Consider the following 26,699-nt stretch of genomic DNA (forward strand, 5'->3'; position numbering starts at 1 on the left):
GCAGCTGGTGCGCACGATGAACACCCTGCCCCGACCTGCGCGCAACGCCGGGTGGGGCAGCAGCGGGTCACCCCGTGCTCGCGCGGTGTCCAGTCGGGACCGGCACCGACGTGTCCGGGTCAGGGCACCGGACGACCGGTGTCCCCGGCGGCGCGGTCAGATCCGGGCGCGCGGCAGCCAGCCCAGGAATCGGAGCCGGACCCGGGGCAACGGCAACGTGGGCAGGTCCTGAGCGGCGGCGACGAGGCAGGAGCCGAGATAGACCGCGAGGGAGGCGCGCGCTCCACCGAACTCGGCGAGCAGTTGGCTCTGCTTGGTGGCGCAGGGCCACTCGCGGCCGCATCCGGTGCAGGTCCAGCTCGGCGGGTTGGGCAGGTGCTCCGGCAGCTTGGCGCGGCGGTACCGGCCGACGACGCTGTTGTCCGAGCGCACGTCGCGTCGCCGTGCCGCGGGACCTTCGTTGCGGTGGGCCACCGGACGGGCACCGGGCAGGTAACGCCCGACGGTGCCGAAGAGCACCCCGACGCGGATCAGGGCGTCCGGTCCGACCTGCTGGGTCAGCAACGCGGTCATCAGGTAGTGCCCCAGCAGGTCGAAGGCCTCACGGTGCAGACCCAGGTCGCGGCAGAGGTCGACGAACTCCGGCGTGGTCAGTGGCACCCGGTCGTCGAGTGCGCGGCGCAGCACCTCACGGAGCCCACGCCCGAGCCTCTGCAGCGCGTCCCCCTCGCCCAGACCCAGGCTGTCCTCGTCCGCCACCCGGGCCAGCGCCTCGGCGACGGCCAGCCGAACGACGCGGTCAGGATCGGTACTGTCCAACGCTTCCCCCTCCGTGGGCCGGCCTCCCGGCAGTGACCCGGTCATCCTCCGACGAATCATGAACAAGATTTCGCTGTCGGTCGCGCGGGTGGCTAGGACAGCAGGCGCAGAACCATTTGGCGCGCTAGCCGGAAAACGAAGTCGAGCTGCCGACACATCGCAGTGATTAGCAGGACGGCACGTAGGCGATTGTCGTATGGTGACATTCCCATCTACAGATATTGCGTTTCAGCGTCAGTGAATGGTCAGACCAGATCCGACACGCTCAACCGGTCGCTGCCGTCCCGCTCGCGACGTTCCATCCCACCGCGCCACCGGCCAACGACGTGCCGGGTCACCGCCGAGCACCCCGGCACGTCCCGAACCTGCCGTCGGCACCCGTTCCAGCACCCGGCGGCACCTCCACCGGACGGAGACAGCGGATGACGTCATCGCCAGTGCAGACCCACCAGTTCGACAGCCGTGACCCGGCGGCCATCCAGCAATTCCTGTCCACCACGTACGACCCGAGACTGCGCATTCAGAGCAGGAACGGATACCGGCTCACCCACCACCGCGCCGACACCGGCCCCTTCGCCATCGCCACCACCCGCCAGACCGGGCACCTCGAGATCGATGCCAGCACCCTCGGCGGGCTGGTCATCGGTCGCACCCGCACCGCGCACGTCGATCGCTCCTGCGCCGGATCGGCCCACCGGTTCGGCCCCGGGGAGGTCTTCCTGGTCACCAGGCCGGAGGAGCCGTGCACCGTCCACTGGCATCCCGGTGAGGTGGAGCTCTGCGTACTGGACCTGTCGGTGCTGGCGCAGGTGGCCACCACCGCGCCGGCCCGCCGGCCCGGTCGGATCGAGTTCACCGAGCTGGGTGCCGCCAGCACGGCCCTCGCCCGGCAATGGCGCAACACCACCAGCTTCGTCCGCGACGTCGTGGTGAACAGCCCGGCTGCCGGGGCACAGTCGCTGGTGATCGGCAACGCCGCCCGGATGCTGGCCGCGGCGGCGCTCGCGGTCTTCCCCAACACCGCGTTCACCGAACCGACCGCCGCGGACCGGAACGACGCCACCACCGCCACGCTCCGACGGGCGATCACATTTCTCGAGGAGCACGCCGACCGGGACATCAGCGCCGCCGACATCGCCGGCGCCGCCGGCGTCTCCCTCCGGGCGGTGCAACTCGCCTTCCGCCGACACCTCGGCACCACCCCCATGGCCTACCTGCGGCGGATCCGGCTCGTCCGGGCACACCACGACCTGGTACGCGCCGACCCGCGCCAGGAGACGGTCTCGGCGATCGCCAGTCGATGGGGATTCGCCAGCCACAGCAGGTTCACCGCGCGATACCACGCCAGCTTCGGCGTGCCGCCGCGCGAGACGTTGAACACCTGAGACCCGCGCGCAGACGCCAACCAGCCAGGCGCCCGGTGTTCAACGCAGGACGCGGGCGAGGCGTCGAACGGCCTCGTCCATGAGTTCGGGTGCGGCTGCCGCATAGGTGAGGCGCAGGTGCGGGGCCGAGGGCTCGGCCGCGTACCAGGGCCGGCCCGGGAAGACGGCGACGCCTTCGGCCGCCGCGGCAGCGGCCAGTGCCACGTCGTCGGTTCCGGCAGCGAGGCGTACCCAGAGGTGCATGCCGCCACGTGGGACCGACTGTGGAACAAGGCTTGGCAGATGCCGACGTAGCGCGGTCAACAACGCGTCACGGCGTGTCCGGAGGGCAGTGCGCAGTGCCCGGCGATGCCGCGACCACGCCGGAGAGGTGAGGAAGTCGATCGCCGCCTGTTGCAGTGGTCCCGCGACGAAGAAGTCGTCGAGCAGCCGAGCAGCGCGCAGTCGCGCCCCGGCGGGGCCACGGGCTCCGACGGCGGCGACGCGCAGCCCGGGGGCAGTCGACTTGGTCAGCGAGCGCAGGTAGATGACGTGACCGTCGGGATCATCGCTGGCCAGTGGTGGCGGGGCCGGATCGTCGATGGTGAGGTCACGGGCGTAGTCGTCCTCGATCAGGAACGCCCCGGCCTCGCGTACGGCCTCGGCGACCTGCGCCCGGCGGTGCTCCGCCAGCGTCGCGCCGTGCGGGTTGGCGTACAGGGGCTGGCAGTAGAAGAGCCGGGCGTCGGTGCGGGCGAACGCGGCGGCGAGTTGGTCGGGCCGTACCCCGTCGGCGTCAGCCGGCACGGGCACCACCCGCAGCCCGGCCGCACGGGCCGCGGCCAACGCACCCAGGTAGGTCGGCGACTCGACGAGCAGGGCGTCGCCGGGCGCGGCGAGCGCGCGCATCGCGGACGACAGGGCGGCCTGCCCACCGGGGCAGATCACCATGTCCTCGGCGTGCAGCCCCGCCCCGGCCTCGCGGGCGAACCAGGCGCGCAGGTCCGCGCGACCCTCGACCGGCCCACGCTGCCAGCTCGCGGGCTGGCGGGCGGCTCGGGTGAGGGCGCCGCCCAGCGCAGCAGCAGGCTGTAGGTCCGCGTGGAGGTAGCCACCGGACAGCGGGATCGTTCCGTCGGGCGTCAGCGCCAACAGCTCCTGCATCTCGTCCTGGCCGAACCGACGGGGCCCGAGCGCGACGGTCTGCCAGGACAGGTCGGGTACGCCCGGCTCGTCCGGCGGAGCGGCCACAAAGGTGCCTCGGCCGGGTCGCGCCTCGATCAGCCCCTCGGCCGCCAACTGCCGGATCGCCTCGGCGACGGTGACCGGCGAGGCCTGATGCCGGGCGGTCAGCTCGCGTATCGAGGGCAGCCGGGCACCGGGACCGGCGACGGCCGCGAGACCGCGCAGATCTTGGATAACGCGTTGCGCTGCGTTACCGTTTTCCATGAGGGACAAGAGTAGCGCTACTGCCAGAAACACGGTAACAGCGGATCGGATCGTCGGGCTCGGCCTCGGCGCCCTGGGCGTGCTCGGCTTCAGTCTGTCGCTCCCGGCGACCCGCATCGCCGTGCAGCAACTCGATCCGTGGTTCGTCGCCTTCGGCCGGGCTGTCGGCGCGGGGCTGCTGGCATGGACGTACCTGCGTCTCACCGGCGCACCGCGGCCCACCCGCGGTCAGTGGCAACGGCTGCCGGTCGTCGCCCTCGGAGTCATCGTCGGCTTTCCCTTGTTCACCTCGATGGCGCTTCTCACCCAGACCTCCGCGCACAGCGCGGTCGTCATCGCCGCGCTGCCCGCGATGACGGCCGTGTTCGCGGTACTGCGGGCCGGCGAACGCCCGCCGCCGCTGTTCTGGATCGTGAGCGCCGGGGGGTTGCTGGCGGTTCTCGCTTTCCTCGGCGCCAGCGGCGCGGTACGCGGGGCCCTCAGCCTGCCCGACCTGTTCCTGCTCGCGGCGGTCGTGCTCTGCGGCCTCGGCTACGCCGAGGGCGGCGCGCTCGCCCGCGAGTTGGGCGGCGCTCGGACGATCTGCTGGGCGTTGCTGCTCTCGCTGCCCGTCACCGTTCCCGTCACTGTGGTTGCCGCCGCCGGTCCGCCACGGGCCGACGCTCTCGGCTGGTCGGCGTTCGGCTACCTCACCGGGGTCTCGATGTTCCTGGGCTTCTTCGCCTGGTACGCGGGCCTGGCCCGGGGCGGGATAGCGCAGGTGGGCCAGGTCCAACTCGCCCAGCCGGTGCTGACCCTGGGGTGGTCGGCGCTGCTGCTCGGCGAGGTGGTCTCCCCCGCCTCGATCGCGGCGGCGTTGGTGGTGCTGGGATGCGTGGTGGCGACCCAGCGCATCCGCCAGAACCCCCGGACGGTGGTGGCGCGACGCGAGGCCGGCGCGGGATCGTCCTAGCCCCGGTCGCGCTCGCGGTTGTCGCGGGCGGTCTGCAACTCGGGCACCGATGCCTCCAGCAGGTCGGCGAGGCCACGCAGTTGCTCGGCGACCCGGGCACCGAGCGGGGTCAGCGAGTATTCGACGCGCGGTGGGATCGCGGTGAGCACCTCGCGGGTGAGCATCCCGTCGCGTTCGAGGGTCTGCAGGGTCTGGGAGAGCATCCGCTCGCTGACCCCGTCGATGCGGCGACGCAGCGCGTTGAACCGGTAGCGGCCCTCGCCGAGCGCCAACAGGGCCAGCGAGGCCCACTTCGAGGTGACGTCCTCGAAGGCCGCACGGGAGGTGCAACCCCGCGCGAAGACATCGCTGACGAATTCCTGGGTAGGCCCCGCCGGGTCCTGGGCCGGCATGTCGCTCACCTCACCAGCCTATCTCACGCCGCCCATTGGTTAGTGCTGTAGATTCGTAAGTGCTTACTGCTTCTCTCCTACCCGCCGGAGGTTCCCATGCCCACCTATGCCGTCACCGGCGCCACCGGCCGGCTGGGCCGCCTGGTGATCGAGCAGTTGCTCGACAGCGGCGTGCCCGCCGCCGAGATCGCCGCCATCGTCCGCAGCCCGGAGAAGGCCGCCGACCTGGCCGCGCGCGGGATCGAGATCCGCAAGGCCAACTACGACGACCCGTCGACGCTGCCCGGTGCCGTGGCCGGCGTACGCCGCCTGCTGCTCATCTCCGGCGACACTCCTGGTCAGCGCGTCGCGCAGCACACAGCTGTCATCGACGCCGCCAAGCTCGCCGGGGTGGAGCGTCTCGTCTACACCAGCATCCTGAAGGCCGACACCACGGCGAACCCGCTCGCCCCTGAGCACAAGGCCACCGAGGAGGTCCTCGCCGCGTCCGGTCTGACCTACACCGTGCTGCGCAACAGCTGGTACACCGAGAACTACACCGACCAGCTCCCGCAGTACCTGGGGTCCGGCACGATCCTCGGCGCCACCGGCGGCAGCAAGATCTCCGCCGCGACCCGCGCCGACTACGCGGGGGCGGCCGTGGCCGCGCTGACCCGGGAGGAGGACGGCAACACCGTCTACGAACTGGGCGGCACCGCCTTCACCTTCGACGAGCTGGCCGAGGCCGTCACCGAGGCGACCGGCACCAATGTCGTCCACCAGGACATGTCCGCCGCCGAGCTGGCCTCGGCCCTGGAGAACGTCGGCCTGGACGCGGGCACCGCCGGTTTCGTCGCCGCGCTCGACCACTCGATCGCCAATGGCGAGCTGGCAACCGACAGCGACGACCTCAGCCGGCTGCTCGGCCGGCCGAGCACCCCGCTGCGCGACGCCATCCGGGCCGCGCGGGCCTGAACCCGATCCATCGCCGAAGCGGGCGGCGGGGGCGTCCGGTCGCCGTCGCCCGCCACGCGGTGAAGCCGCGCACGTATCCTCGACGGCATGGTGAGGCAGCCCTCCCGGCCCGTCGGGCCGCCACGGCAGGTCGTGCGGTCCGAACTGGACACTGCGGCCTCGGCCCGGTGAGCGCCGAGGACTTCGTCGTCCGCGCCGCCGTGGCACAGGACGACCCCGAACTGGTCTTCGACGTGCTGTGGCAACTCGCTCCCGACGACGCACGGCCGGACACCGCCCGGCTCGCCACCGCCTGGCGCGACCTGCACGCCCAAGCCGGCCGCCGCCTCCTGCTGGCCGTCGCCGGGGACACCTTCGTGGGCACCCTGGACACCCTCGTCGCCCCCAACCTCACCCACGGCGCGCGACCGTACATGGTGGTGGAGAACGTGGTGGTCGCGCCCGGCTGGCGCCGTCGTGGGGTCGCCCGGGCCCTCATGCTGGCGGCGCTCGACGAGGCGACGGCGGCCGGCTGCTACAAGATCCAACTGGTGTCGAACGCCGCGCGCACCGACGCCCACCGGTTCTACGCGTCCATCGGGTTCGCGCAGTCCGCTCTCGGTTACCGCCGATACCTCGCCGCCGCGACGTGACACCGGCTGCGGGCGCTCCCGCGTGCCGGCCGACTACTCCGCCTCGTTCTGCTCTTCGGTGAGCTCGGCCAGGACGTCGGCCGCGTCCCGGTTCCCGCCGTCGGCGAGCCGGCGCAGTTCACCGACGTCCGCCCTCTCCGCGGCCACCTCGACAAGTTGGTCGGCGGCGTCCCGGTCGCCCCGGTCGGCGAGACGCCGCAGCTCGTTCGTGTCGCCGAGTTCGGTGGCGAGTTCGACAAGTTGGGCCGCCGCGTCGGCGTTGCCGTCCTCGGCCAGCTGACGCAACTCGACCAGGTCACCCCGCTCCCCCGCGAGCTCGACGAGTTGGTCGACCGCGTCCCGGTCACCGTCCTTGGCCCGTTGGCGCAGGTCAGCAAGATCAGAGTCGGACATCGCGCACCTTCCCGCAGTCGGCGCGGGGTCGCCTGGTCCCGCTCACCATCGAGAACCTAGTCGAGGTGCGGGGAGAAACGGCAGAAACCACAGGTCCGCCGAGGCGGTCAGGGTGATGGCGGCCACGACGATGCCGCCCCGGCTGTGCGCCGGAGCGGGGCCGCGGCTGCCACGTTCGGGCCTGCTCCAGATCGGCTGCCGGTCGGGGCCGCTCGCGGCTGCGTCACTCACTGATCCACTGTGAATCGCAAACGGCGTTCCGATTTGTGTCGTCGCCGCACGGATCGCGCCGACGCGCAGCGAACGGAGTCACGCTGCACGAACGGCACTGTCGCGCAGCGTCATTGATCTTGGCTAGGCTGGTGGGCATGCCCGCACACCATCCGCACCGCCACGACGACGGCCGGAGGTGGGCCCCGGCCCCGGCGCGCCTCATCGAGCCGGCCGACTGGTGAGTGACGCACCCGTGCCCGCCCAGCGGGGTGCTCCGTCCACACCGCCACCGCACCGCTCGGGTTGGACAGACCGTTGCGACCGGCTCGCCCGGTCACGGCCCTTCGAGATCGCCATCGTCGTGGTCATCCTCGCCAACGGCATCGTTCTCGGCCTGGAGACGTACGACGATCTGAGCCCGGCGGGCACCGCGCTGCACGGGCTGGAGCTGTTCTTCCGGGCCGTCTTCGTCGTCGAGATCGCCGTCCGGCTGGCCGCCTACGGCAGACGCCCGCAGGACTTCTTCCGGCACGGCTGGAACGTCTTCGACTTCGTGGTGATCGCGGCGATCTTCATCCCGGGCCTGCACGGCGACCCGGCGCTGCTGCGGGTCGTCCGGGTCGCCCGCATGGTCCGGCTGGTGCGGTTCTCACCGGGTCTGCGGACCATCGTCTCCGCGCTGTGGCGCAGCCTGCCGGGCGTCACCGGGTTCCTCGCCCTGGCCGTGGTGACGCTCTACGTGTACGGCATGGCCGGCTGGCTGATCTTCGGCAACAGGTATCCGGAGGAGTACGGCGACATCGGCCGATCGCTGCTGACGTTGTTCGTGCTGCTGTCGCTGGAGACGCTGCCGGACCTCATCGAGCAGGGCATGGCGATCTCACCATGGACGCTGCTCTACTACGTCAGCTACGTGGTCATCACCGTCAACCTGCTGCTCAACATCCTCATCGCGGTCATCGTGAACTCCATGGAGGAGGCGCGCCGGTTGGAGATGACCGAGCGACTGGCTCCCGGGTACGACGAGGACGGCGACGGCGTGCCGGACGAGGTGGACCGGATCGCGCTCACCCAACGGCTGGACGATTTGCGGGCGGTCATCACCGAGTTGGAGCGCGAGCTGCGCATCGACCGGGACGACGGGCACGGGCGACCCCACCGGGACAACGCCCGCGTCAGACGGTGATCCGACGCTCGCGCTGCGTCTACGGGTTCCGATAGTGCCGACGGCGGTCCCATCGGCCTGCCTGAAGGGGTACCGGCATGACGACCAGTGTCGGCAATGCCCAGACCGCCACCGATCCCACGGACACGCTCGGCACGGTGATCGACGACGTGATCCGCCCGCAGGCGCCGATCGTCGCCCCGGGATGGGGCCTTCCCTCATCCGGGTGTGGACGCTCTCGCCGCAGCGGGTCTGCTCGGCCTGGCCTCCTCGACCGAGGTCGGCGGCGCCGGCCACGGCATGCGGGTGGTCGCCGAGGTGATCGAGCGGCTGGCCGCCGAGTGCGGGTCCACAGCGATGGTGGTGCTCATGCACTACGCGGCGACCGCCGTCATCGAGGCGCAGGGCCCGCACGACGTCCGCGCCGCCATCGCCACCGGCGATCACCTCACCACTTGGCGTTCTCCGAGTACGGCTCGCGCAGCCACTTCTGGTCGCCGACCGGCACCGCGACGGCCGCCGACGACGACACCGTCCGCCTCGACGCCCGTAAGAGCTGGGTCACCTCGGCCGGCGAGGCCAACAGCTACGTCTGGTCGAGCCTTCCGCTGACCCGCGATCACCGCCGCCACGACGCGCTTGTCGACACCGCGGGGCTCAACGCGGATGTCTTCGACGCGCTGATGGTGCTCGCGGCGGGTGGTTGGCATCCGGAGGACGTGGCCGCCGGCTTCGACCGGGTGCAGGCTCTGCAACACGCGATGGATCAGGGCCGTCAGCGCCGGCTCGTCCGCCTGGGGTTCCGGCCCGACGAGGCGGCGGCGCTCTCCGCCCTGCACTCCCGCAACTTCATGTGGGCGAGCAGTACTGTGGAACGGTCATGGAGAGGGATTCCGGCGCGGTCCGCGGGGAGTTGCTGCGGCTGCGCGAGCAGACCGAGGCCCAGGCCACCGCCCTGGACGGCGACCTGCGGAGCCTCTTCGAGGCGTCCCGGTCGTCCAACGCCGATGACGAGCACGACCCCGAGGGCAGCACGATCGCCTTCGAACGCGCGCAGCTCACCGCCGTCCTGGACGCCACCCGCCGACGCCTGGCCGAGCTGGACGTCGCGCTGCGACGGGTCGACGACGGCAGCTACGGCGTGTGCGAGCGGTGCGCCCGTCCGATTCCCGCCGAGCGGCTCGTCGCCCGCCCGTCCGCGCGTACGTGTGTCGACTGCGCCAGCCGACGGTGACGGCGCCTGCCGGCCGCGAGGGCGGCAGGCACCGCGTATCCGTTGATCAGCTGGCGCAACAACCTCCTGCGGGCGCGGCGTCGACGGCGATGAGGCTGATCGGCGCGGACCGCAGCCCCTCCGGAGATGCCGCGCTCCGCCGGCTCCGCCCCCGCCGCACCGTCAACCCCGCCGTCGTCCAGGCCATGCGCGAGGTCGGCATCGACATCACCGACCAAACCCCCCAACCTCCTGGAGTACGCCACCGCCGAGTCGTCCGACGTCATAGTGACCATGGGCTACGGCGACACCTGCCCGGTCTTCCCCGGCAAACGTTACGAGGACTGGAAGCCCGACGACCTGCACCCCTCAGCGGCCTCCGGCGTAGCTGGCGCGCTCGCCGAGCTCCTCCTCGATGCGGATGAGCTGGTTGTACTTGGCCGTGCGGTCGGAGCGCGACAGCGAGCCGGTCTTGATCTGACCGCAGCCGACGGCCACGGCCAGGTCGGCGATCGTGGTGTCCTCGGTCTCCCCGGATCGGTGCGACATCACCACCCGGTACCCCGCCTTGTGCGCGGCGTCGACCGTCGCCAGGGTCTCGGTGAGGGTGCCGATCTGGTTGACCTTGACCAGGATCGCGTTGGCGTAGCCGCCGTCGATCCCGTCGCGCAGCCGTTCGACGTCGGTGCAGAAGACGTCGTCGCCGACCAGCTGCACGCGCTCCCCCGCCACCGCGGTCAGCCGCTTCCAGCCGGCGATGTCGTCCTCGGCCATCGGGTCCTCGATCGAGCTGATCGGGTAGCGGGAGACCAGGTCGAGCAGGTAGTCGATGTGCTCCTCGACGGTGCGCTGGCGTCCCTCTCCGACGTAGTCGTAGACACCCGCGCGGAAGAACTCCGAGCTGGCCGGGTCGAGGCAGATCCGCACGTCGACGCCGGGCTGGTAACCGGTGTCCTCGATGGCGCGCAGCACGAACCGCAGCGCCTCGCCGGCGTCCGTGACGTTCGGCGCGAAGCCGCCCTCGTCGCCGACATTGGTGTTGTGCCCGGCCGCGGCCAGTGACGCCTTGAGGGTGTGGAAGACCTCCGCGCCCATCCGGACCGCCTCGGCGAACGTCTGCGCTCCGACCGGGGCGATCATGAACTCCTGGAAGTCGAGCGGATTGTCGGCGTGCGCGCCACCGTTGATGATGTTCATCATCGGCACCGGCAGCAGGCGGGCGCCGACGCCACCAACGTAGCGGTACAGCGGCTGCCGGTGGGCCGACGCCGCCGCCTTCGCGGTCGCCAGGGACACCGCCAGGATCGCGTTGGCGCCCAGTCGACCCTTGTCCTTGGAACCGTCGAGAGCGATCATCGTCTCGTCGATCAGGGCCTGGTCCTCCGCGTCGAGCCCGAGCACCGCGTCGGCGATCTCGCCGTTGACGGCGGCGACGGCCCCGCTGACGCCCTTGCCGTGAAAACGCGTCCGGTCCCCGTCGCGCAGCTCGACCGCCTCGTTCGCCCCCGTCGACGCGCCGGACGGCACGGCCGCCCGACCGGTCGACCCGTCGGCGAGGACCACGTCGGCCTCCACTGTCGGGTTGCCCCTGCTGTCGAGGATCTGCCGAGCCCACACCCGACTGATTGCCGTCATCACACACTCCCTGTTCAAGCTGCCTTTTCGCAGCCAGACTGGCAGGAAACGGCGGGCCTGACACCGCGACGATGGACACGTTGACCCGTACCCCGGGGTGCGGGTTTAGGGTCGCGGGATGCGGGTGGGTGAGTTGGCACGCCGGACCGGAACCACGGTCCGGGCACTGCGGTACTACGAGTCGGCCGGGCTGGTCGTACCCCGGAGGCTGAGCAACGGCTACCGCGAGTACGACCCGGTCGCGGTGCGGCTGGTGGCGCAGATCCGCGAGCTGATGGCGCTCGGCCTCACCGTCGAGGAGACCCGCCCATTCGTCGAGTCGATCGCCGATGGTTCCGACGACACCGACGTGTGCGCGGCGGCGGTGGCCACGTACCGCAGCACCATCACCAACCTCCAGGAACGGATCGGCAAGTTGACCGCCCAGCGGGACGCGCTGGACGCCCGCCTGGACGCCGCCGCGACCCAGGTCGTACCCGGCAGTCCCGCCGAAGGCGCCGACCCCGCCGCGCTGGTCGGCGTCACATTGCCACCGCTGTCCTTCTACGGCACCGACGGCCGCCCGGTCGATCTCGGCGCGCTCGGCGCTGGGCGCAGCGTCATCTTCGTCTACCCACTGACCGGACGACCGGGCGTCGACCTGCCCAACGGGCTGCTGGAGATCCACGGCGCCCGTGGCAGCAGCGAGCAGGCCGCCTGGTTCCGCGACCACCACGCGGAGCTTCGCGCGGCCGGCGCCGCCCGGGTGTACGGCTTGTCCGCGCAGTCGACCGGGTACCAGCGTGAACTCGCGCACCGACTGCGGCTGCCCTACCCGCTGATCCCCGACCCGAGACTGACCCTGGCCGACGCGCTGCGGCTGCCGACCCGCACCGCGGGCGACATGACGCTCTACGAACGACTGACCCTGATCGTCGCCGACGGCGAGATCGAACACGTCTTCCACCCGATCCCGGACCCGGCGTCGCACCCCCTGCACGTGATGCGGTGGCTCACCAAGCGACGCCAGGGCCCCGGATCTGTTGCCGCCTAGAAGTCGTCGTCGAACTCGCCGCACTGCTCGGCGTCCATCGTTACTTCTGCAACATGATCGATGCGGCGTCCGCCACAACACCCAACGACCAATCGAGCTGACGGCATTCGCTCGGACTCGCGCACTCGAGGCGGCCGCCTGAACGCCACGGCTGGTCAAGTGCCCGAGTCCATGAGCATCAAGCGTCCGCATCGCGGCGAACAGTTCGTCTGCCCGACTTACCGGTTCATCGATCGGCACGGCGGCACCCTCCCGCGTTCACGACGTTGGCCCCACCTGGGGGCAGCGACCATCTGCCGCGCTCCCCCAGGTGGGTGTGCGGCCGAGAACCCAGGAGTTTGCCGAAACCAGGGAACGCGACCTAGCTGCAACCTATTCCGACTTGTAGGAGTAGGTCAAGATGCTTCGTGGAACTTGTTGGAACAGGTCCCCTCGTGATCAGATTGGGCTGCCGAAACCAGGGAACCTTACGGAGATCGACCCATGCCGACCGAGCGAGTGGACTACCGGCGAATCGCCAACGAGATCGCGGGAAAAATCAAGTCGGGTGAGCTTGCTCCGGGCGAGAAGCTGCCGTCCACCCGCGAGCTGGCCGAACAGTACGGCGTGCACATCTCCACGATCAACCGGGTCATGACGATCCTCAAAGACCGGGAGTTGGTAGAGGGCCATCCAGGCAAAGGTGTCTACGTCGCAGAGGCCCAGAGCTGAGCGCGCCGCTTCCTTGATCACGCGCCGCTTCCTTGATCAATTGATGAGAAGCAGTTCAGCACCGTCGGGTTTAGACGGAGTGGCTGTTAGCCAACACCGCACCGCCTCGTCGATCTCGGAGTTGTGGTGGGTGACAAAGTGCCTGCACAACACCAATCAGGCACCACAACTCCATGATCGACGTGACTGGAACGCCCCTTCCCCGCGATCTTGCACTTCCTGTCGCGACATAAAGAGCATTGCGCGCATATCGGCAACCGAAACTGCAAGATCGGCGCGGACGGGGCGTTCCTCAGGGGCAACGCGTGGGTTGAGGTTGCCGCCTAGAAGTCGTCGTCGAAGGCGACAGTGCCGGTCACCCCGACCTGGTACGCCGACACCCGCCGCTCGAAGAAGTTGGACAGCTCCTGCACGTCCTGCAACTCCATGAAGCCGAACGGGTTGCTCGACCCGTAGTGCGGCGCGATGCCGAGCTGGGCGAGGCGGCGGTCGGCGACGTGCTGGAGGTACTCCCGCATGTCGGCCAACGTCAGACCGGGCACACCGTGGCCCACCAGGTCCTCGGCGAACTGCACCTCACACTCGACGGCCTCGGTGAGCATCCGGCGAACCTGGTCGGCGAGGTCGTCGTCGAACAGGTCCGGCTCCTCGGCACGAACGGTGTCGACGACGTCGAACGCGAACGCCATGTGCATGGACTCGTCGCGGAACACCCAGTTGGTGCCCGAGGCGAGGCCGTGCAGCAGGCCGCGAGAGCGCAGGAAGTAGACGTAGGCGAACGCGCCGTAGAAGAACAACCCCTCGATGCAGGCGGCGAAGCAGATCAGGTTGAGCAGGAACGTGCGCCGGTCCTCGCGGGACCGCAGCTCGCGCAGGTCGTTCAGCGAGTCGATCCACCGGAAGCAGAACTCGGCCTTACGACGGATCGAGGGGATGTTCTCGATGGCCGCGAATGCCTCGAAGCGTTCGGCCTCGTCGGGCACGTACGTGTCGAGCAGGTTGAGATAGAACTGGACGTGCACGGCCTCCTCGAACAGCTGGCGGGACAGGTAGAGGCGACCCTCCGGGCTGTTGACGTGCTGGTAGAGGTTGAGCACCAGGTTGTTGGCGACGATCGTGTCACCGGTGGCGAAGAACGCCACCAGCCGGCTGACCAGGTGCCGTTCGGCCGGCGACAGCTTGCCCAGGTCGGCGAGGTCGGCGTGCAGGTCGACCTCCTCGACCGTCCAGGTGTTGCGGATCGCGTCGCGGAACCGGTCGAAGAAGTGCGGGTAGCGCATCGGGCGGAGAGTCAGGTCCATCCCGGGGTCGAGCAGCATGTGCGTGGTCCTCGTGTCGGTGGTGCTGGCGTCGGTGGTGGCGGCGTCGGCGGCGGTCACTGGCAGGCCTCGCACGACTCGGGGTTCTCCAGCGAGCAGGCCAGCGCCTCCGCGTCGACGACGACGGGTGCGACAGCGCTGACGGTGGCCTGCTGGATCCGCGTCGCGGGGCGCGAACGCAGGTAGTAGGTGGTCTTCAGCCCGGCCTTCCAGGCGTACAGGTACATCGAGGAGAGCTTGCCGATGGTCGGCGCGGCCAGGAACAGGTTCAGCGACTGGGACTGGTCGATGAACGGGGCGCGGGCGGCGGCCAGGTCGATCAGCGCCCGCTGCGGCAGCTCCCACGCGGTGCGGAACAGCTCCCGTACGCCGGCCGGCAGCTCGGCGATGTCCTGCACCGAGCCCTCCGCCCGCTTGATCGCCGAACGGATCCGCTCGGTCCACAGACCACGGGCCTTCAGCTCGCGTACCAGGGCGGTGTTGACCTGGAGGAACTCCCCCGACAGGGTCTCGCGCTTGAACAGGTTGGACACCTGCGGCTCGATGCACTCGTAGCACCCGGCGATCGAGGCGATGGTGGCGGTCGGCGCGACCGCCACGAGCAGCGAGTTGCGCAGCCCGTACGCCTCGACCCGCTCGCGCAGCGCGTCCCACCGCGCGGTCTGCGTACCCTCGACACCCCACAGGTCGGGTTGGAGCTGGCCCCGCGCGGCCCGGGTCTGCGGGTACGCCGGATGCGCGCCGAAGTCGCGCGCCAGGTCGGCGGAGGTCTCCAACGCGGTCAGGTACAGCTCCTCGCTGATCCGGGTGGACAGCTCCCGCGCGGCCGGCGAGTCGAACGGCAGCCGCAGCGCGAAGAAGACGTCCTGTAGGCCCATCAGCCCGAGTCCGACCGGCCGCCAGCGGGGGTTGCTCGCCGCCGCCTGCGCCGTCGGGTAGTAGTTGATGTCGATGACCCGGTCGAGGAAGGTCACCGCGGTCCGCACCGTGACGCGCAGCCGCTCCCAGTCGATCCCGCCGTCGGTGAGGTGGGCGGCGAGGTTCACCGAGCCGAGGTTGCACACGGCGGTCTCGGCGTCGCTGGACACCTCGACGATCTCGGTGCAGAGGTTGGACAGGTGCACCACGTTGCCCGGCTCGGCGGTCTGGTTGCACAGTCGGTTGGCGGCGTCCTTGAAGGTCATCCAGCCGTTGCCGGTCTGGGCGAGGGTCCGCATCATCTTCCCGTACAGCTCCCGTGCCGGGACCTGCCGCACGTGGCGACCCTGCGCCTCGGCCTCCCGGTACGCGGCGTCGAACCGCTCCCCCCACAGGTCGGGCAACTCGGGCACCTCGTGCGGGTCGAACAGCGACCACAGCGCGTCGGCCTCGACCCGGCGCATGAACTCGTCCGGGATCCAGTTGGCCAGGTTGAGGTTGTGGGTGCGCCGGGCGTCCTCGCCGGTGTTGTCCCGCAGTTGCAGGAACTCCTCGATGTCCGGGTGCCACGGCTCCAGGTAGACGCAGGCCGCGCCCTTGCGTCGGCCACCCTGGTTCACCGCGGCGACGCTCGCGTCCAGGGTGCGCAGCCATGGCACGATCCCGTTGGACTGCCCGTTCGTGCCCCGGATCAGCGCTCCCCGGGAGCGGACCCGGGAGTACGCGATGCCGATGCCACCGGCGAACTTCGACAGGTTGGCGACCTGGGCGTACCGCTGGTAGATCGAGTCCAGCTCGTCGAGCGGGGAGTCGACCAGGTAGCAGGAGGACATCTGGGTGTGCCGGGTCCCGGAGTTGAACAAGGTCGGTGAGCTGGGCAGGTAGGCCAGGCTGGACATCAGCCGGTAGAAGCCGACCGCCTCGTCCGCCGTCCGGGACAGGCCGCAGGACACCCGCAGCAGCCAGTACTGCGGGGTCTCCAAGACCAGTCGGCTGGTGGGGTGGCGCAGCAGGTATCGGTCGTACACGGTGCGCAGGCCGAAGTACTCGAACCGACGGTCGCCGTCCGGGTCGATGGCGTGGTCGAGCGTCGCGGCGTGTGCGGCGACGAACGCGGCGGTGTCGTCACCGATCAGGCCCTCGGCGTGGCCGACCCGGATCGCCGCGCTGAACGAGGTGACGCCCTGTCGGCGCACCTCCTTGTCGACGTAGCCGGCCAGCAGCCGCGCGGCGAGGCGCGAGTACTGCGGCTCCTCACCGATCATCTCGGCGGCGGTCTGGATGGACAGCCGGTCCAGTTCAGCAGTGGTCGCGCCGTCGTAGAGGCCGCTGATGGTGCGGGTGGCCACCCGCATCGGGTCGACGTCGGTCAGGTCGTCGGCCCACCGCTCGACCGCCCGGACGATCTTGTTCACGTCCACGGGTTCGGTGCCGCCGTCGCGCTTGCGGACCTGCATCGGCGTCCGGCGCACTGTCGCGTCGCCGCTGGCCGGGACTACCTCGGTGACTGTCACCACTCGCTCCTCGGAGTTCGAGACCTGGTGGCCCGGACGCGAGGAGACAGACACCGACGGACGCCACGCCAACCGGCGTGGGTCAGGTGGCGTCAGCCGTCCCACGCGGCCTCGGACCGCCGCCCACCCGGTGCGGGTACGCGGCGCGCTGGCAGGTCTTCGGACTCGCGGGCACGACCGGGCTCGCCGGTCTCCTACTGGCCGTCGCTTCCCAGGCCGATTGGTGGCCCAGTGCTGATGACGGCGGTCGTTCCCACTCACCGCTGCGGGACAGTCCCGGATTTCCACCGGGTTCCCTGTTGCCTCGACCACCCCGGATGAGCGGCCGAACCAGCTGCGCTCGACACCATATATAGGGACGCAGCCGTTGTCACACCCCACATGTCGGTCTCGGGCGTGTCGGCGACGACTCGGTGACCACTGTCACCACCCCGGCCGACCACACCACGCCGACCGACGCCCGGCCCCGGAGTCGGGGCTCCCCACGCGGTCACGATGGGCGGTATGGCGGATCGACCCGGCAAGGCAAACATCATATGTCTGAGGGTCTCCAGTGATCCACATCGTTGACGCGCTGGAGAAGCCCTCCGTATACTCCCAGTGATCATCTGATCTTTAGCCTAGCCGGGCGAGGAGCGCATGCCGCAGATCACCGCCGTCACCGTCGAAGACGTCCGCTTCCCCACCTCCCTGACCGCTGACGGGTCAGACGCCATGAACAAGGACGGCGACTACTCGGCGGCCTACGTCGTCCTGCACACCGACGGCGTCGACGGCGCGGGCGCGCCACTCGCGGGGCACGGCCTGACCTTCACCATCGGCCGAGGCAACGACATCGTCGCGGCGGCGGCAGTCCACCAGGCACAGCTTCTGGTGGGCCTGGACGTGGCGACGATGGCAGCGGACATGGGCGCGGTCTACCGCCTCCTCACCTCCGACTCGCAACTGCGCTGGCTCGGTCCGGAGAAGGGTGTCGTCCACCTGTCCCTGGCGGCCGTGCTGAACGCGTCGTGGGACCTGGTCGCCCGGGTCGCCGACAAGCCGCTGTGGCGGCTGCTCGTCGACATGTCCCCCGAGCAACTCGTCGACATCGCGGACCTGCGCTACCTGTCCGACGCGCTGACCCGCGACGAGGCACTGGCCATCCTGCGGGCCAAGGCGGACACGAAGGCCGCCCGCCTCGCCGAGCTCGACCGGACCGGCTACCCCGCCTACACCACCTCGGCCGGTTGGCTCGGCTACGGCGACGACAAGCTGCGCCGGCTGTGCCAGGAGGCGGTGGACACCGGCTACGGCTACGTCAAGCTCAAGGTGGGCGCCAACCTCGACGACGACATCCGCCGATGCGCCATCGCGCGGGAGATCCTCGGACCGGATCGCAACCTGATGATCGACGCCAACCAGGTGTGGGACGTCGGTCAGGCCATCGACTGGGTCACCGCCCTCGCCCAGTTCACGCCACTGTGGATCGAGGAGCCGACCAGCCCCGACGACATCCTGGGCCACGCGGCCGTCCGCCGCGCCGTCGCTCCGATCGGCGTCGCCACCGGCGAACACTGCCACAACCGGGTGATGTTCAAGCAGCTGTTCCAGGCCGAGGCCATCGACTTCTGCCAGCTGGACACCGGCAGGTTGGCCAGCATCAACGAGATCGTCGCCGTGCTGCTGCTCGCCGCGAAGTTCGACGTCCCGGTGTGCCCGCACGCCGGCGGTGTCGGGCTGTGCGAGATGGTCCAACACGTGTCGGTGCTCGACTACGTCGCGATCTCGGGGGACCTCACCAACCGGGTCACCGAATTCGTCGACCACCTGCACGAACACTTCACCGATCCCTGCATCATCCGGGACACCGGTTCCGGCAGCGGCTACGTCCTGCCCAGCCAGCCCGGCTACTCCACCCGGATGCGTCAGGAGTCGGTAGCGCTCTACCGGTTTCCCGACGGCCACTACTGGGCGGCGACAGACCCGACTACCGTGTCATCTCCGGAGGCGGCGTACGTGATCGCGGGTGGGAAGGCCACCCCCGCCGGCCGTTAGGGGGATCATGTCTCGCACTGACGAAGTGGTCAACGGCATCAAGCGGATGATCCTCGAAGGTCAGTTCAGGCCCGGGGACCGGTTGCCCATCGAGAAGGACCTCGCCGAGCAGCTCGGCGTCTCGCGGGGGTCCCTGCGCGAGGGGATGTCGGCCCTGTCGATCCTCGGCATCGTCAACATCCGCCAGGGCGACGGCACCTACGTCACCAACCTCGACGCGCCACAACTGCTGGCCCCGATGGGTTTCGTGGTGGACTTCCAGGGCCAGGGCGACCCCCGGCACATCCACACCGTTCGCCGTCTGCTGGAGTGCGAGGCCGCCTGCCTGGCGGCGACCAGGATCACCGACGAGGCCCTGGCCCAGGCGGGTGACCTGCTCGACGAGGCGGCCCGGTTGATCGGCCAGTCGCCGCCGGACCACGAGCGGATCATGGAGATCGACATCGCCTTCCACCGGATCATCGCGGTGCACGCTGAGAATCCGGTGCTCGTCGGCCTGATCGAAGCCTTCGCCGGGCGCACCATCCGTGGCCGGCTCTGGCGGAGTCTGCACGAGGAGGGCGCGGACCTGCGCACCCATGACGAACACGTGGCGATCCTGAAGGCCCTCGTGGCGCGGGACCCGGAGCGGGCGCGCACCCGGATGGCCAACCACCTGATCGGCGTGGAGGAGTCGTTGCAGGGTTTACCCGACGACGCCGACGCGAGCACCGAGACGGCCCGGTCGTGACGGCCCACCCTCACGGCTGCACGTCGAGCAGCCCCTCGTCGTACAACGCCGTCCAGAGCTGATCCGGGACGTCGACACCGGCTCGACGCAGGGTCTCGGTCACCTGGGCCTCGTCCCGCATACCGACCACCGTCGAGACCACGGCCGGGTGACGACGGACGAACGCCAACGCCGCCTGGGGCAGCGTGACGCCGTACATCTGACAGACCCGCGCTATCCGGCGGGCCTGATCGATCACCTCCGCCGGCGCCTGCTGGTAGTCGTAGACGGCGTCGGGCGGTGGCATGTCCCGGGCCAACAGCCCGGAGTTGTAGACACCGGCGACCACCACACCGACGTGGCGGGCCTGCGCGACGGGCAGCAGGTCGGTCAGCGCGCCCTGCTCCAACAGGGTGTACCGGCCGGCGCACATCACCACGTCCACGTCGGTCTCCGCCACGAAGCGGGCCAGCATCGCGGACTGGTTCATCCCCGCCCCGACCGCACCGATCACGCCCTGCTCCCGCAGCTCCACCAACGCCGGGATGGCCTCGCGCGCGGCCTGCTCCCAATGCTCGTCCGGATCATGCAGATACACCACGTCGATCCGGTCCAGGCCGGTGCGCCCAAGGCTCGCCTCCAGCGAACGGCGTACGCCGTCGCGGCTGAAGTCCCAGACCCGGCGATGGTCGGCGGGAACGTCGAACCCCTCCGGATCCCGCCGGTGCGCCGTCTCCGGGGACGGCACGAGCAGCCGGCCGACCTTCGTCGACACCACGTACTCGCCTCGCGGGCGGGAGCGCAGGGCCGCGCCCAGGCGCCGTTCGGACAGGCCCAGCCCGTAGTGCGGTGCCGTGTCGAAGTATCGGATGCCGCCTGCCCACGCGGTGTCCACCGCGGCAGCGAACTGCTCGTCCGACGTCGCCCGGTAGAGATTGCCACCCTGGGAGGCGCCCAGGCCCAGGGGGCTCAGCCGCAGCGGCGGCCCGACGCCGCCGCGGGTCGCCGGACGGACGGGATCGCGCGCACCCCGCTGGACGACAGCCGTCACCGCTCGTCCCGATCCACGTTGGTGCTGCCGGTCATCGCCGCGACCAGATCGTCGGTGGTGACCTCGTCGGCGCGGAGTTGGGCAGCGCGCCGACCGAGGCGCAGGACCTCGACCCGGTCGGCGATCTCGAGCACCTGCGGCATGTTGTGGCTCACCAGCACCACCGACATGCCGGCGTCACGGGCACGCCGCACGACGTCGAGCACCCGCCCGGTCTGAACCACCCCCAGGGCCGCGGTGGGCTCGTCGAGGATGACCACGTTTGTCGCCCAGATGATGGCGCGGGCCACCGCCACGCACTGCCGCTGCCCACCGGAGAGCATCGCGATCGGGGTGGTGACCCTGGGGATCCGTACGCCGAGTTCGTCGAGGGCGGCGGCGGCGCCGTGGCGCATGGCGCGCTTGTCCAACAGCCCGAGCCGGCCGAGTGGCCCGGAGCGGAGGATCTCCCGGCCGAGATACAGGTTGGCGGCCACGCTGAGGTCGTCGGCGACGGCGAGGTCCTGGTAGACCGTCTCCACCCCGGCCCGTCGGGCATCGACCGGAGTGGAGAACTGGACCGGACGGCCGCCGACCCGGATCTCACCCTCGTCGGGTGGGTGCACACCGGACAGGGTCTTGATCAGGGTGCTCTTGCCGGCGCCGTTGTCACCGATCAGCGCGACGACCTCACCTCGGCGGACCGTGAAGTCGGCGCCACGCAACGCCTCCACGTGCCCGAACCGCTTGACGATGCCGCGGGCTTCGAGGACCGGCGGTTCCGCGTCGGTGGGTTGCTGATCGTTGTCCGCGGCGGCCGTGGGGATCGCGCCCATCACTGCACCGGCGGGTTGGCGCAGCTGGGCTCGAGCACCGCCTTGATCTCCGCCGAGTCGATGTTCTCCTTGGTGACGAACGTGACGCCGGTGTCGGCCGATGCCAGCGGGGCCTTGTCCCGAAGGTGCTTGACCATCTTGTCGACGCCGAAGTAGCCCATCTTGAACGGGTTCTGTACGACCAGCGCCGAGATCTGGCCGTTGCGCACCCCGGCGATCTCGTCCGGGGCGGCGTCCCAGCCGATGATGACCACCTTGCCGGACTTGCCGGCGGCCTGGATGGCCTGGGCGGCACCGAGCACGCTCGGCTCGTTGGCCGCGAAGACGCCGGCGAGCTTGGGGTTGGCGGTGAGGATGTTCTCGGTGACCCGTCGGGCCTCGTTGACGTCACTGCGGCTCGGCTGCTGGCCGACCAGCTTCAGGTTGGGGTACTGGGCGAGGCCGGCCTTGAAGCCGTCGACCCGCTCGGTGTTGGTCTGCGATCCGGGCTGGAACTCGACGAGCGCCACCTCGTGGTTGCCGGGGCCGAGTTCGGTGGCGAGCAGCTTCGCCGCCTCCGTCGCCGACGCACGGTTGTCGGTGGCGAAGAGGGGCACGTTCGACGGCTGCGGGCTGGTGCCAGAGTCGATCATGGCGACCGGGATGTTGGCGCTGAGCGCCTTGTCGGTCGCCGGCGCCAGCGCGCTGGAGTCGGTCGCCGCGTAGACGATGCCGTCGACCTTCTTGGTGACGAAGTTCTGGATCAGGTTGACCTGGCCCTCGACGTCGGTCTCGGTGGTCACCCCGTCCCACTGGACGGTGACGTCCCCCGCGCGCTGCGCGGCGCACTCGGCGCCCGCCTTGACCGTGTTCCAGTAGTCGGCCCCGACCGCCTTGGGTACGACGGCGAGCTTCAGCGGGCCGCTCGCGTCCTTGGTCGCGCCGTCGCCGCCGTCACGGACCTCGACCCCGCCGCAGGCGCTGAGCAGGGCGGTCGCCGCGGCCGCGGCCAGGATCGCCTGCGCGCGCAGGAGTCGTCCTCGCGTCCGCCGGCTGGTGGTGGTGTGTGCCATGGTGTGTGTCCTTCCTCGTTCGGACTCTCGGAATGGCATGTCAACCCCGTGATTCCAGCCGCCGGCGGCGGTACTGGTCGAAGTAGACGGCGGCCCAGATGATCACGCCGACGATCACCTGCTGGTAGTGGATGCTGATGTCGAGCAGGACGGCGCCGTTGCGGACCAGGGCGATGAGGAACGCGCCGATGATGGTCCCGACGATCCGGCCCTGCCCGCCGAACAGGCTGGCACCGCCGATGACCGCGGCGGCGATGACGTCGAGTTCCAGCGAGATGCCGTAGTTGGGCTGGCCGGAGTTGACCCGGGACGCGGCGATCATGCCGCCGAGCCCGACCAGTACGCCGGCCAGCACGTACACCCCGGTCAGGTGCCGCCCGACCCGGATGCCGGAGCGGCGGGCGGCCTCCAGATTGGAGCCCATCGCGTAGGTGTACTGACCGAAGCGGGTCTGGGAGAGCAGGAAGGCGACCCCGACGGCGACCAGGACGGTGATCACCACGGCGAACGGAATGCCGAGGATCTGCCCGTTGCCGAGCAGTTGGAAGGACCGGGGAAGGCCGTAGACGCCGACGGCTCCGGTGATGATGAAGACGAGGCCGCGGCCCACGGACATCGTCCCCAACGTCGCGATGAACGGCGGGATCCGGGCCACGGTCACCAGCAGCCCGTTCAGCAGCCCGGCCAGCGCGCCGACGCCGATCGCGACCGCCGTGGCCGCCCAGAGCGAGAAGCCGAGGTCGCGCACGACCATCGCGCCCAACACGCCGGCGAGCGCGGCGACCGATCCCACGGACAGGTCGATGCCCTTGGTGATGATGACCATCGTCTGGGCCGTGGCGATGATGGCGATCACCGCCGTCTGGGCCCCGATGTTGAAGAGGTTGTCCGCTGTCAGGAAGTAGGGACTCGCGAAGGTCAGGGCGATGAACAGGACGACCAGCGCGGTCGCGGCGGTGAACTCGGAGACGGCGTGGGAGATCCGTTCCCGGAACCAGTCGCTGAGTTCGCCGCGCTGCGTGCCGGCGGTTGCCTCGGCGCTACTCATCGTCGGACCTGACCTCCCCAAGCGCGGCGCCGGCGTCCGACGGGGACCCGCCGACGAGCCGAACGCCTGTGAGCGACCGACCCCGCTCGGACGGCGGTGCGGCTAGGTGCCCGCACACTCGTCGGAGATAGGTCGGATGTTTCCCGCGATCAGGCGTTACCTTGCCACGCATTCACGTATGTTGCCAAGGTCTTGCGAGCATGTTTTGCCATCGTTACCTGCGCCACCGAAGGCATACGTCTGACCAAATCGACATCGACTGCCGCCGCTAGCATGTTATCGATAACATGCTATGTCCCCAGGCCGAAAGGCGCTGCCGCCTCAGAACGGGGCCAGCCGGTAGACCCGGCCGGCGGTCCGGCGCCAGATCGCGGCCCGCTCGTCGTCGGACAGCGGGTCCAGCAGGTCACCGAGGACGGTGACCCAGCGGGTGTACGACGTGGCGAGCAGGCACACCGGCCAGTCCGAGCCGAACATCAGCCGGTCCGGCCCGAACACGTCGAGGGCGTGCTCCACCGCGGGCCGCAGGTCGGCCGTCGTCCAGGACCCGCCGTCCACCTCGGTCACCAGGCCGGAGAGTTTCGCCGTCGTGTTGGGCTCGGCCGCGAGTGCCCGCAGGTCGCGCTGCCAGTCACCGAAATCGGCGCGCCCGAGCGGGGGCTTGCCGAGGTGGTCCAGGACGAACCGCACCTGGGGCAGGTCGCGGACGAGCCGGGCGGCCGCCGGCAGCTGACGATGGCGCACCAGGAGGTCGAAGGCGAGGCCGGCGGCACCGACCGCGGCGATGCCGTGCCGCACGTCGGGGCGGTCGAGATAGGTCGGGTCGGGTTCGGACTGGACCAGGTGGCGGATGCCGACCAGCCGTTCGCCGCCACGGGCCCTGCGTAGTCGGGCGAGGCGGCGGTCGACATCGGCGGCGGTGAGGTCGACCCAGCCGACGACCCCGCCGACGAGCGGGTCGTCGGCCGCGATGCCGAGCAGTTCGGGCGTCTCCGACCGAACGGCGACGGACTGGACGACAACGGTCTGGGTGACCCCGGCGGCCCGGGTCGCCGGAGCGAGCTCGAGCGGCGTGAAGTCGTCGTCGATCGCGGCCATGGTGTGCGGATCGATCCAGGGCTGTGGGTGCCGCGCCCGGACCCAGAGGTGATGGTGCGCGTCGACGATGCCCGGTCGTCGCGCTACCTCACCGGTCGTCACCGGACCCACCCTGGCGCGTTCTCGTCCACCGCACACCCCGCCCAGCCGCTGATCGAGCCCTCCGGGTCAACCCGGAGCCACAGAGTCGATCTGCCAGGTTGACCATGTTAGCGGTAACAGTCTGTTGTCGAGTCCCGGAACGCGCGCCATGACCGGCCTCCGGCAGTGTCGCCTTTTGGTCTGACGAATCCACTGGCGCCTGCGGCTGGTCCGCCTCGTTGACGTACCGGTATCCGGACGCGTTCGGGGCGCGGGGTCCGGGTTGACCGCCTGAGGCGGCACCGATACCGTCGACCGCACTATCTGCGGCGACGCGAGGGAAGCCGGTGTGAATCCGGCGCGGTCGCGCCACTGTGAGCGGTTCCCCAACCACAACTGGGGGCCGCGAGCCAGGACGCTCGGTCGTCCGCAGCCTTGCGATGGGGACGCGTCATCCCTGGGGAGGTTCGTGTATTCATGTCTAGCTCCGCTTCCAGCCAGCCGGTGGTGCACCCCGCCGGCAGTGCCCGTCTGCTGTGGACGGCTCTGGCGACCGTTGCCGTGCTCACGCTGCTGGCGTACCTCGTCGCCTTCGACCAGGGGGCGGTGTCGCGCAGTGGGATGTACCTGCACGAGCTGATGCACGACGGCAGGCACCTGCTGGGTGTCCCGTGCCACTGAACACCACCACCACTCCCCCGTTCGTCGCCGTCCTCGTTCGCGGGCTGCTGGCCGGCCTGCTCGCCGGCCTGCTCGCCGGGGCGTTCGCGTACGTCGCAGGCGAACCGCACGTCGAGGCGGCCATCGCCATCGAGGAGGCGGCGACGCACGCCGAGCCCGCCACTGGTGCGCACGATCACGAGGACGCCCTGGTCAGCCGGACGGGTCAGCGCGGCGGTCTGTTCCTGGCCACCGGCCTGTTCGGTGCCGCGATGGGTGGCCTCCTGGCCACGGCGTACGTCCTGCTGTCCCGGCGGCGGCGCGGCGACGACGACGGGCGGTCGGGTCTGCTGCTGGCCGGCGCCGCGCTGCTCGGCGCGGTGATCGTGCCGTTCCTCAAGTACCCGGCGAACCCACCGGCGGTCGGCGACCCGGCCACCATCAACCAACGGACCGTCACCTACCTGTTGATGGTGGTGCTCGGGCTGGTGGCCGTGTGGGCCGGCTCGCTGGGCTACCGGTCAGTCGGCGCCCAGGCGCCGACGTGGCTGCGCGCCGCCGCAGCCGTGGGCGGGTTCCTGCTGGTCACGGGTGTGTCGTACGTGGTGATGCCGTCCTTCCAGGAGGTTCCGGCGGACTTCCCGGCGACCCTGCTGTGGAGTTTCCGACTGGCCTCGCTCGGCACCCAGGTCGTGCTCTGGACCGGCATCGGCCTGCTGTTCGCGGCCCTGATGCACCGCGAGCAGCGTCGCCGGGCCGGCACCGCACTGCCGAGCACGTGACCGGCACCAGCCTTCAGCTGGTCGCCCACGGTCACACCGCCGCGCTGCGCCGGGCCCGCTTCGGCGGCGCCGACGACGGCCTGGACGAGGGTGGCCTGCGTGCCGCACTCGCCCAGGCCCGCGCGGGTGCGGACCGGCGCGGGCCCCTCGGCGTCAACGCCACCTGCCTGTCCAGCCCCGCGCTGGCCGCCCGACAGACCGCCGACGCCTTCGGCCTGCTGCCGACGATCGAGACCGCGTTGGCCGACTGTGACTACGGGGACTGGGCCGGACGGACGCTTGAGGAGATCGCTGGATCGCAGCCGCAGGCGCTGCACGACTGGTTGTCCGCACCGGGCTCCGCGCCGCACGGCGGTGAGTCCGTCACGGCCGTGCGGGATCGGGTCGGCAGCTGGCTGGACGAGCAGCACCGAGCCGGTGGACGCGTCATAGCGGTCACCCACCCACTGGTGATCCGGGTCGCGGTGGTGCACGCCCTCGGTCTTCCGACGGCGACGTACCGGCAGGTGGACGTGGAGCCCCTGGCCGTCGTTCGGCTCACCAGTCAGGGCACGCGCTGGCAGCTCCGACTGGGCGCGCCGCGAGCAGGTTGAGGTCGCACCGAACAGCGCCAGCCGTGTCGAGCCAGCTTTCGCGTGGACGGCGTACCTGCGCGCCAAACGCGCGGCGTGGGGCGGGCCGTGATCACGG

At 70.4% G+C, this 26,699-nt stretch carries 25 protein-coding genes, 2 pseudogenes and 2 riboswitches; of the genes and pseudogenes, 15 read left to right on the forward strand and 12 right to left on the reverse strand.

The genetic code is table 11. The annotated features are described in order from the left end of the window. Positions 1–156: 156 nt before the first annotated feature. A complete protein-coding gene (locus PSH03_RS14415) occupies positions 157–819 on the reverse strand; it encodes a hypothetical protein (protein WP_238689432.1) in 663 nt (220 codons plus the stop codon). A gap of 422 nt (positions 820–1,241) precedes the next feature. On the opposite strand from PSH03_RS14415, the gene PSH03_RS32670 reads away from it, so the two are divergent. After that, positions 1,242–2,204 (forward strand): helix-turn-helix transcriptional regulator, encoded by a 963-nt coding sequence (locus tag PSH03_RS32670; protein WP_305076084.1) that lies wholly within the window; start codon positions 1,242–1,244, stop codon positions 2,202–2,204. Positions 2,205–2,243: 39 nt separating this feature from the next. On the opposite strand, the gene PSH03_RS14425 is transcribed toward PSH03_RS32670, so the two are convergent. Beyond that, positions 2,244–3,632, reverse strand: a complete 1,389-nt coding sequence (locus PSH03_RS14425) for an aminotransferase-like domain-containing protein (protein ID WP_238689433.1) — start codon at positions 3,630–3,632, stop codon at positions 2,244–2,246. Here PSH03_RS14425 and PSH03_RS14430 point away from each other — a divergent pair. After that, positions 3,631–4,584, forward strand: coding sequence for a DMT family transporter (locus PSH03_RS14430; protein WP_238689434.1), 954 nt, complete (start codon positions 3,631–3,633; stop codon positions 4,582–4,584). The two genes, PSH03_RS14425 and PSH03_RS14430, sit on opposite strands and share 2 nt — an antisense overlap. Here PSH03_RS14430 and PSH03_RS14435 read toward each other — a convergent pair. Beyond that, positions 4,581–4,976: a winged helix-turn-helix transcriptional regulator gene (locus PSH03_RS14435; RefSeq protein WP_210785065.1), complete on the reverse strand. Its 396-nt coding sequence runs from the start codon at positions 4,974–4,976 to the stop codon at positions 4,581–4,583. The two genes, PSH03_RS14430 and PSH03_RS14435, sit on opposite strands and share 4 nt — an antisense overlap. A gap of 96 nt (positions 4,977–5,072) precedes the next feature. Here PSH03_RS14435 and PSH03_RS14440 point away from each other — a divergent pair, with 96 nt between their 5' ends. Both PSH03_RS14440 and PSH03_RS14445 read left to right on the forward strand, forming a co-directional pair. Then, positions 5,073–5,930: an SDR family oxidoreductase gene (locus PSH03_RS14440; RefSeq protein WP_210785027.1), complete on the forward strand. Its 858-nt coding sequence runs from the start codon at positions 5,073–5,075 to the stop codon at positions 5,928–5,930. Positions 5,931–6,097: 167 nt separating this feature from the next. Beyond that, complete coding sequence (locus PSH03_RS14445) at positions 6,098–6,562, forward strand: GNAT family N-acetyltransferase (protein ID WP_238689435.1); 465 nt, start codon at positions 6,098–6,100, stop codon at positions 6,560–6,562. Positions 6,563–6,595: 33 nt separating this feature from the next. Here PSH03_RS14445 and PSH03_RS14450 read toward each other — a convergent pair whose 3' ends face one another. Beyond that, positions 6,596–6,955, reverse strand: a complete 360-nt coding sequence (locus PSH03_RS14450; protein WP_238689436.1) for a hypothetical protein — start codon at positions 6,953–6,955, stop codon at positions 6,596–6,598. A gap of 451 nt (positions 6,956–7,406) precedes the next feature. Here PSH03_RS14450 and PSH03_RS14455 point away from each other — a divergent pair, with 451 nt between their 5' ends. The 4 genes and pseudogenes from PSH03_RS14455 to PSH03_RS14470 all read left to right on the forward strand — a co-directional run. Beyond that, positions 7,407–8,354, forward strand: coding sequence for an ion transporter (locus tag PSH03_RS14455; protein WP_210785025.1), 948 nt, complete (start codon positions 7,407–7,409; stop codon positions 8,352–8,354). A gap of 207 nt (positions 8,355–8,561) precedes the next feature. Continuing rightward, positions 8,562–8,699 (forward strand): annotated as a pseudogene (locus tag PSH03_RS32865) (acyl-CoA dehydrogenase family protein); the annotation flags it as partial. Positions 8,700–9,213: 514 nt separating this feature from the next. Further along, positions 9,214–9,567 carry a TraR/DksA family transcriptional regulator gene (locus PSH03_RS14465; RefSeq protein ID WP_210785023.1) on the forward strand — a complete coding sequence of 118 codons (354 nt, stop codon included), beginning with the start codon at positions 9,214–9,216 and terminating at the stop codon, positions 9,565–9,567. 132 nt (positions 9,568–9,699) lie between these two features. Then, positions 9,700–9,906: pseudogene (locus PSH03_RS14470) on the forward strand (low molecular weight phosphatase family protein); the annotation flags it as partial. Between the two features lie 9 nt (positions 9,907–9,915). On the opposite strand, the gene eno reads toward PSH03_RS14470, so the two are convergent. Continuing rightward, a complete protein-coding gene (eno, locus tag PSH03_RS14475; protein ID WP_238689437.1) occupies positions 9,916–11,181 on the reverse strand; it encodes a phosphopyruvate hydratase in 1,266 nt (421 codons plus the stop codon). A gap of 118 nt (positions 11,182–11,299) precedes the next feature. On the opposite strand from eno, the gene PSH03_RS14480 reads away from it, so the two are divergent. Continuing rightward, positions 11,300–12,214, forward strand: coding sequence for a MerR family transcriptional regulator (locus tag PSH03_RS14480; protein WP_210785021.1), 915 nt, complete (start codon positions 11,300–11,302; stop codon positions 12,212–12,214). Between the two features lie 483 nt (positions 12,215–12,697). Next, on the forward strand, positions 12,698–12,925 hold the full coding sequence (locus tag PSH03_RS14485) for a GntR family transcriptional regulator (protein WP_184186009.1): 228 nt from the start codon (positions 12,698–12,700) through the stop codon (positions 12,923–12,925). A gap of 323 nt (positions 12,926–13,248) precedes the next feature. Here the strand turns inward: PSH03_RS14485 and PSH03_RS14490 are convergent, their stop codons facing one another. After that, a complete protein-coding gene (locus PSH03_RS14490) occupies positions 13,249–14,244 on the reverse strand; it encodes a ribonucleotide-diphosphate reductase subunit beta (protein ID WP_238689448.1) in 996 nt (331 codons plus the stop codon). Between the two features lie 56 nt (positions 14,245–14,300). Continuing rightward, positions 14,301–16,619: a ribonucleoside-diphosphate reductase subunit alpha gene (locus PSH03_RS14495; RefSeq protein WP_238689449.1), complete on the reverse strand. Its 2,319-nt coding sequence runs from the start codon at positions 16,617–16,619 to the stop codon at positions 14,301–14,303. A gap of 190 nt (positions 16,620–16,809) precedes the next feature. Beyond that, positions 16,810–17,026: riboswitch (cobalamin riboswitch) on the reverse strand. 289 nt (positions 17,027–17,315) lie between these two features. Between PSH03_RS14495 and PSH03_RS14500 the strand changes: the two genes are divergently transcribed. Beyond that, on the forward strand, positions 17,316–18,713 hold the full coding sequence (locus tag PSH03_RS14500; RefSeq protein ID WP_238689438.1) for an enolase C-terminal domain-like protein: 1,398 nt from the start codon (positions 17,316–17,318) through the stop codon (positions 18,711–18,713). A gap of 7 nt (positions 18,714–18,720) precedes the next feature. Continuing rightward, on the forward strand, positions 18,721–19,443 hold the full coding sequence (locus tag PSH03_RS14505) for a FadR/GntR family transcriptional regulator (RefSeq protein WP_238689439.1): 723 nt from the start codon (positions 18,721–18,723) through the stop codon (positions 19,441–19,443). A gap of 10 nt (positions 19,444–19,453) precedes the next feature. Here PSH03_RS14505 and PSH03_RS14510 read toward each other — a convergent pair whose 3' ends face one another. From PSH03_RS14510 to PSH03_RS14530, 5 genes are all read right to left on the reverse strand, one after another. Then, entirely contained in the window at positions 19,454–20,473 is a 1,020-nt protein-coding gene (locus PSH03_RS14510) for an aldo/keto reductase (protein WP_238689440.1), read from the reverse strand. Then, complete coding sequence (locus tag PSH03_RS14515; RefSeq protein WP_238689441.1) at positions 20,470–21,288, reverse strand: ATP-binding cassette domain-containing protein; 819 nt, start codon at positions 21,286–21,288, stop codon at positions 20,470–20,472. Before PSH03_RS14515 ends, PSH03_RS14510 begins: the two co-directional genes overlap by 4 nt. Then, the gene (locus tag PSH03_RS14520; RefSeq protein WP_091406812.1) at positions 21,288–22,340 is read right to left on the reverse strand and encodes an ABC transporter substrate-binding protein; all 1,053 of its coding nucleotides are present in this window, start codon (positions 22,338–22,340) and stop codon (positions 21,288–21,290) included. The genes PSH03_RS14515 and PSH03_RS14520 overlap by 1 nt, the downstream gene beginning before the upstream one ends. 40 nt (positions 22,341–22,380) lie before the next feature. Further along, the gene (locus PSH03_RS14525) at positions 22,381–23,388 is read right to left on the reverse strand and encodes an ABC transporter permease (RefSeq protein WP_091406814.1); all 1,008 of its coding nucleotides are present in this window, start codon (positions 23,386–23,388) and stop codon (positions 22,381–22,383) included. A gap of 321 nt (positions 23,389–23,709) precedes the next feature. Then, positions 23,710–24,588, reverse strand: a complete 879-nt coding sequence (locus tag PSH03_RS14530) for an amidohydrolase family protein (protein WP_238689442.1) — start codon at positions 24,586–24,588, stop codon at positions 23,710–23,712. 265 nt (positions 24,589–24,853) lie between these two features. Further along, a riboswitch (cobalamin riboswitch) is annotated at positions 24,854–25,010 on the forward strand. A gap of 34 nt (positions 25,011–25,044) precedes the next feature. Here PSH03_RS14530 and PSH03_RS14535 point away from each other — a divergent pair. From PSH03_RS14535 to PSH03_RS14545, 3 genes are read left to right on the forward strand one after another with little or no spacing between them, the layout of a single operon-like run. Next, positions 25,045–25,248 (forward strand): CbtB domain-containing protein, encoded by a 204-nt coding sequence (locus tag PSH03_RS14535; protein WP_124822026.1) that lies wholly within the window; start codon positions 25,045–25,047, stop codon positions 25,246–25,248. Then, positions 25,239–26,009 (forward strand): CbtA family protein, encoded by a 771-nt coding sequence (locus PSH03_RS14540; protein WP_238689443.1) that lies wholly within the window; start codon positions 25,239–25,241, stop codon positions 26,007–26,009. Before PSH03_RS14535 ends, PSH03_RS14540 begins: the two co-directional genes overlap by 10 nt. Then, positions 26,006–26,602, forward strand: a complete 597-nt coding sequence (locus PSH03_RS14545) for a histidine phosphatase family protein (RefSeq protein ID WP_238689444.1) — start codon at positions 26,006–26,008, stop codon at positions 26,600–26,602. Before PSH03_RS14540 ends, PSH03_RS14545 begins: the two co-directional genes overlap by 4 nt. Positions 26,603–26,699: the final 97 nt, after the last annotated feature.

Source organism: Micromonospora salmantinae, from assembly GCF_022230905.1.
Classification (GTDB): Bacteria; Actinomycetota; Actinomycetes; order Mycobacteriales; family Micromonosporaceae; genus Micromonospora; species Micromonospora salmantinae.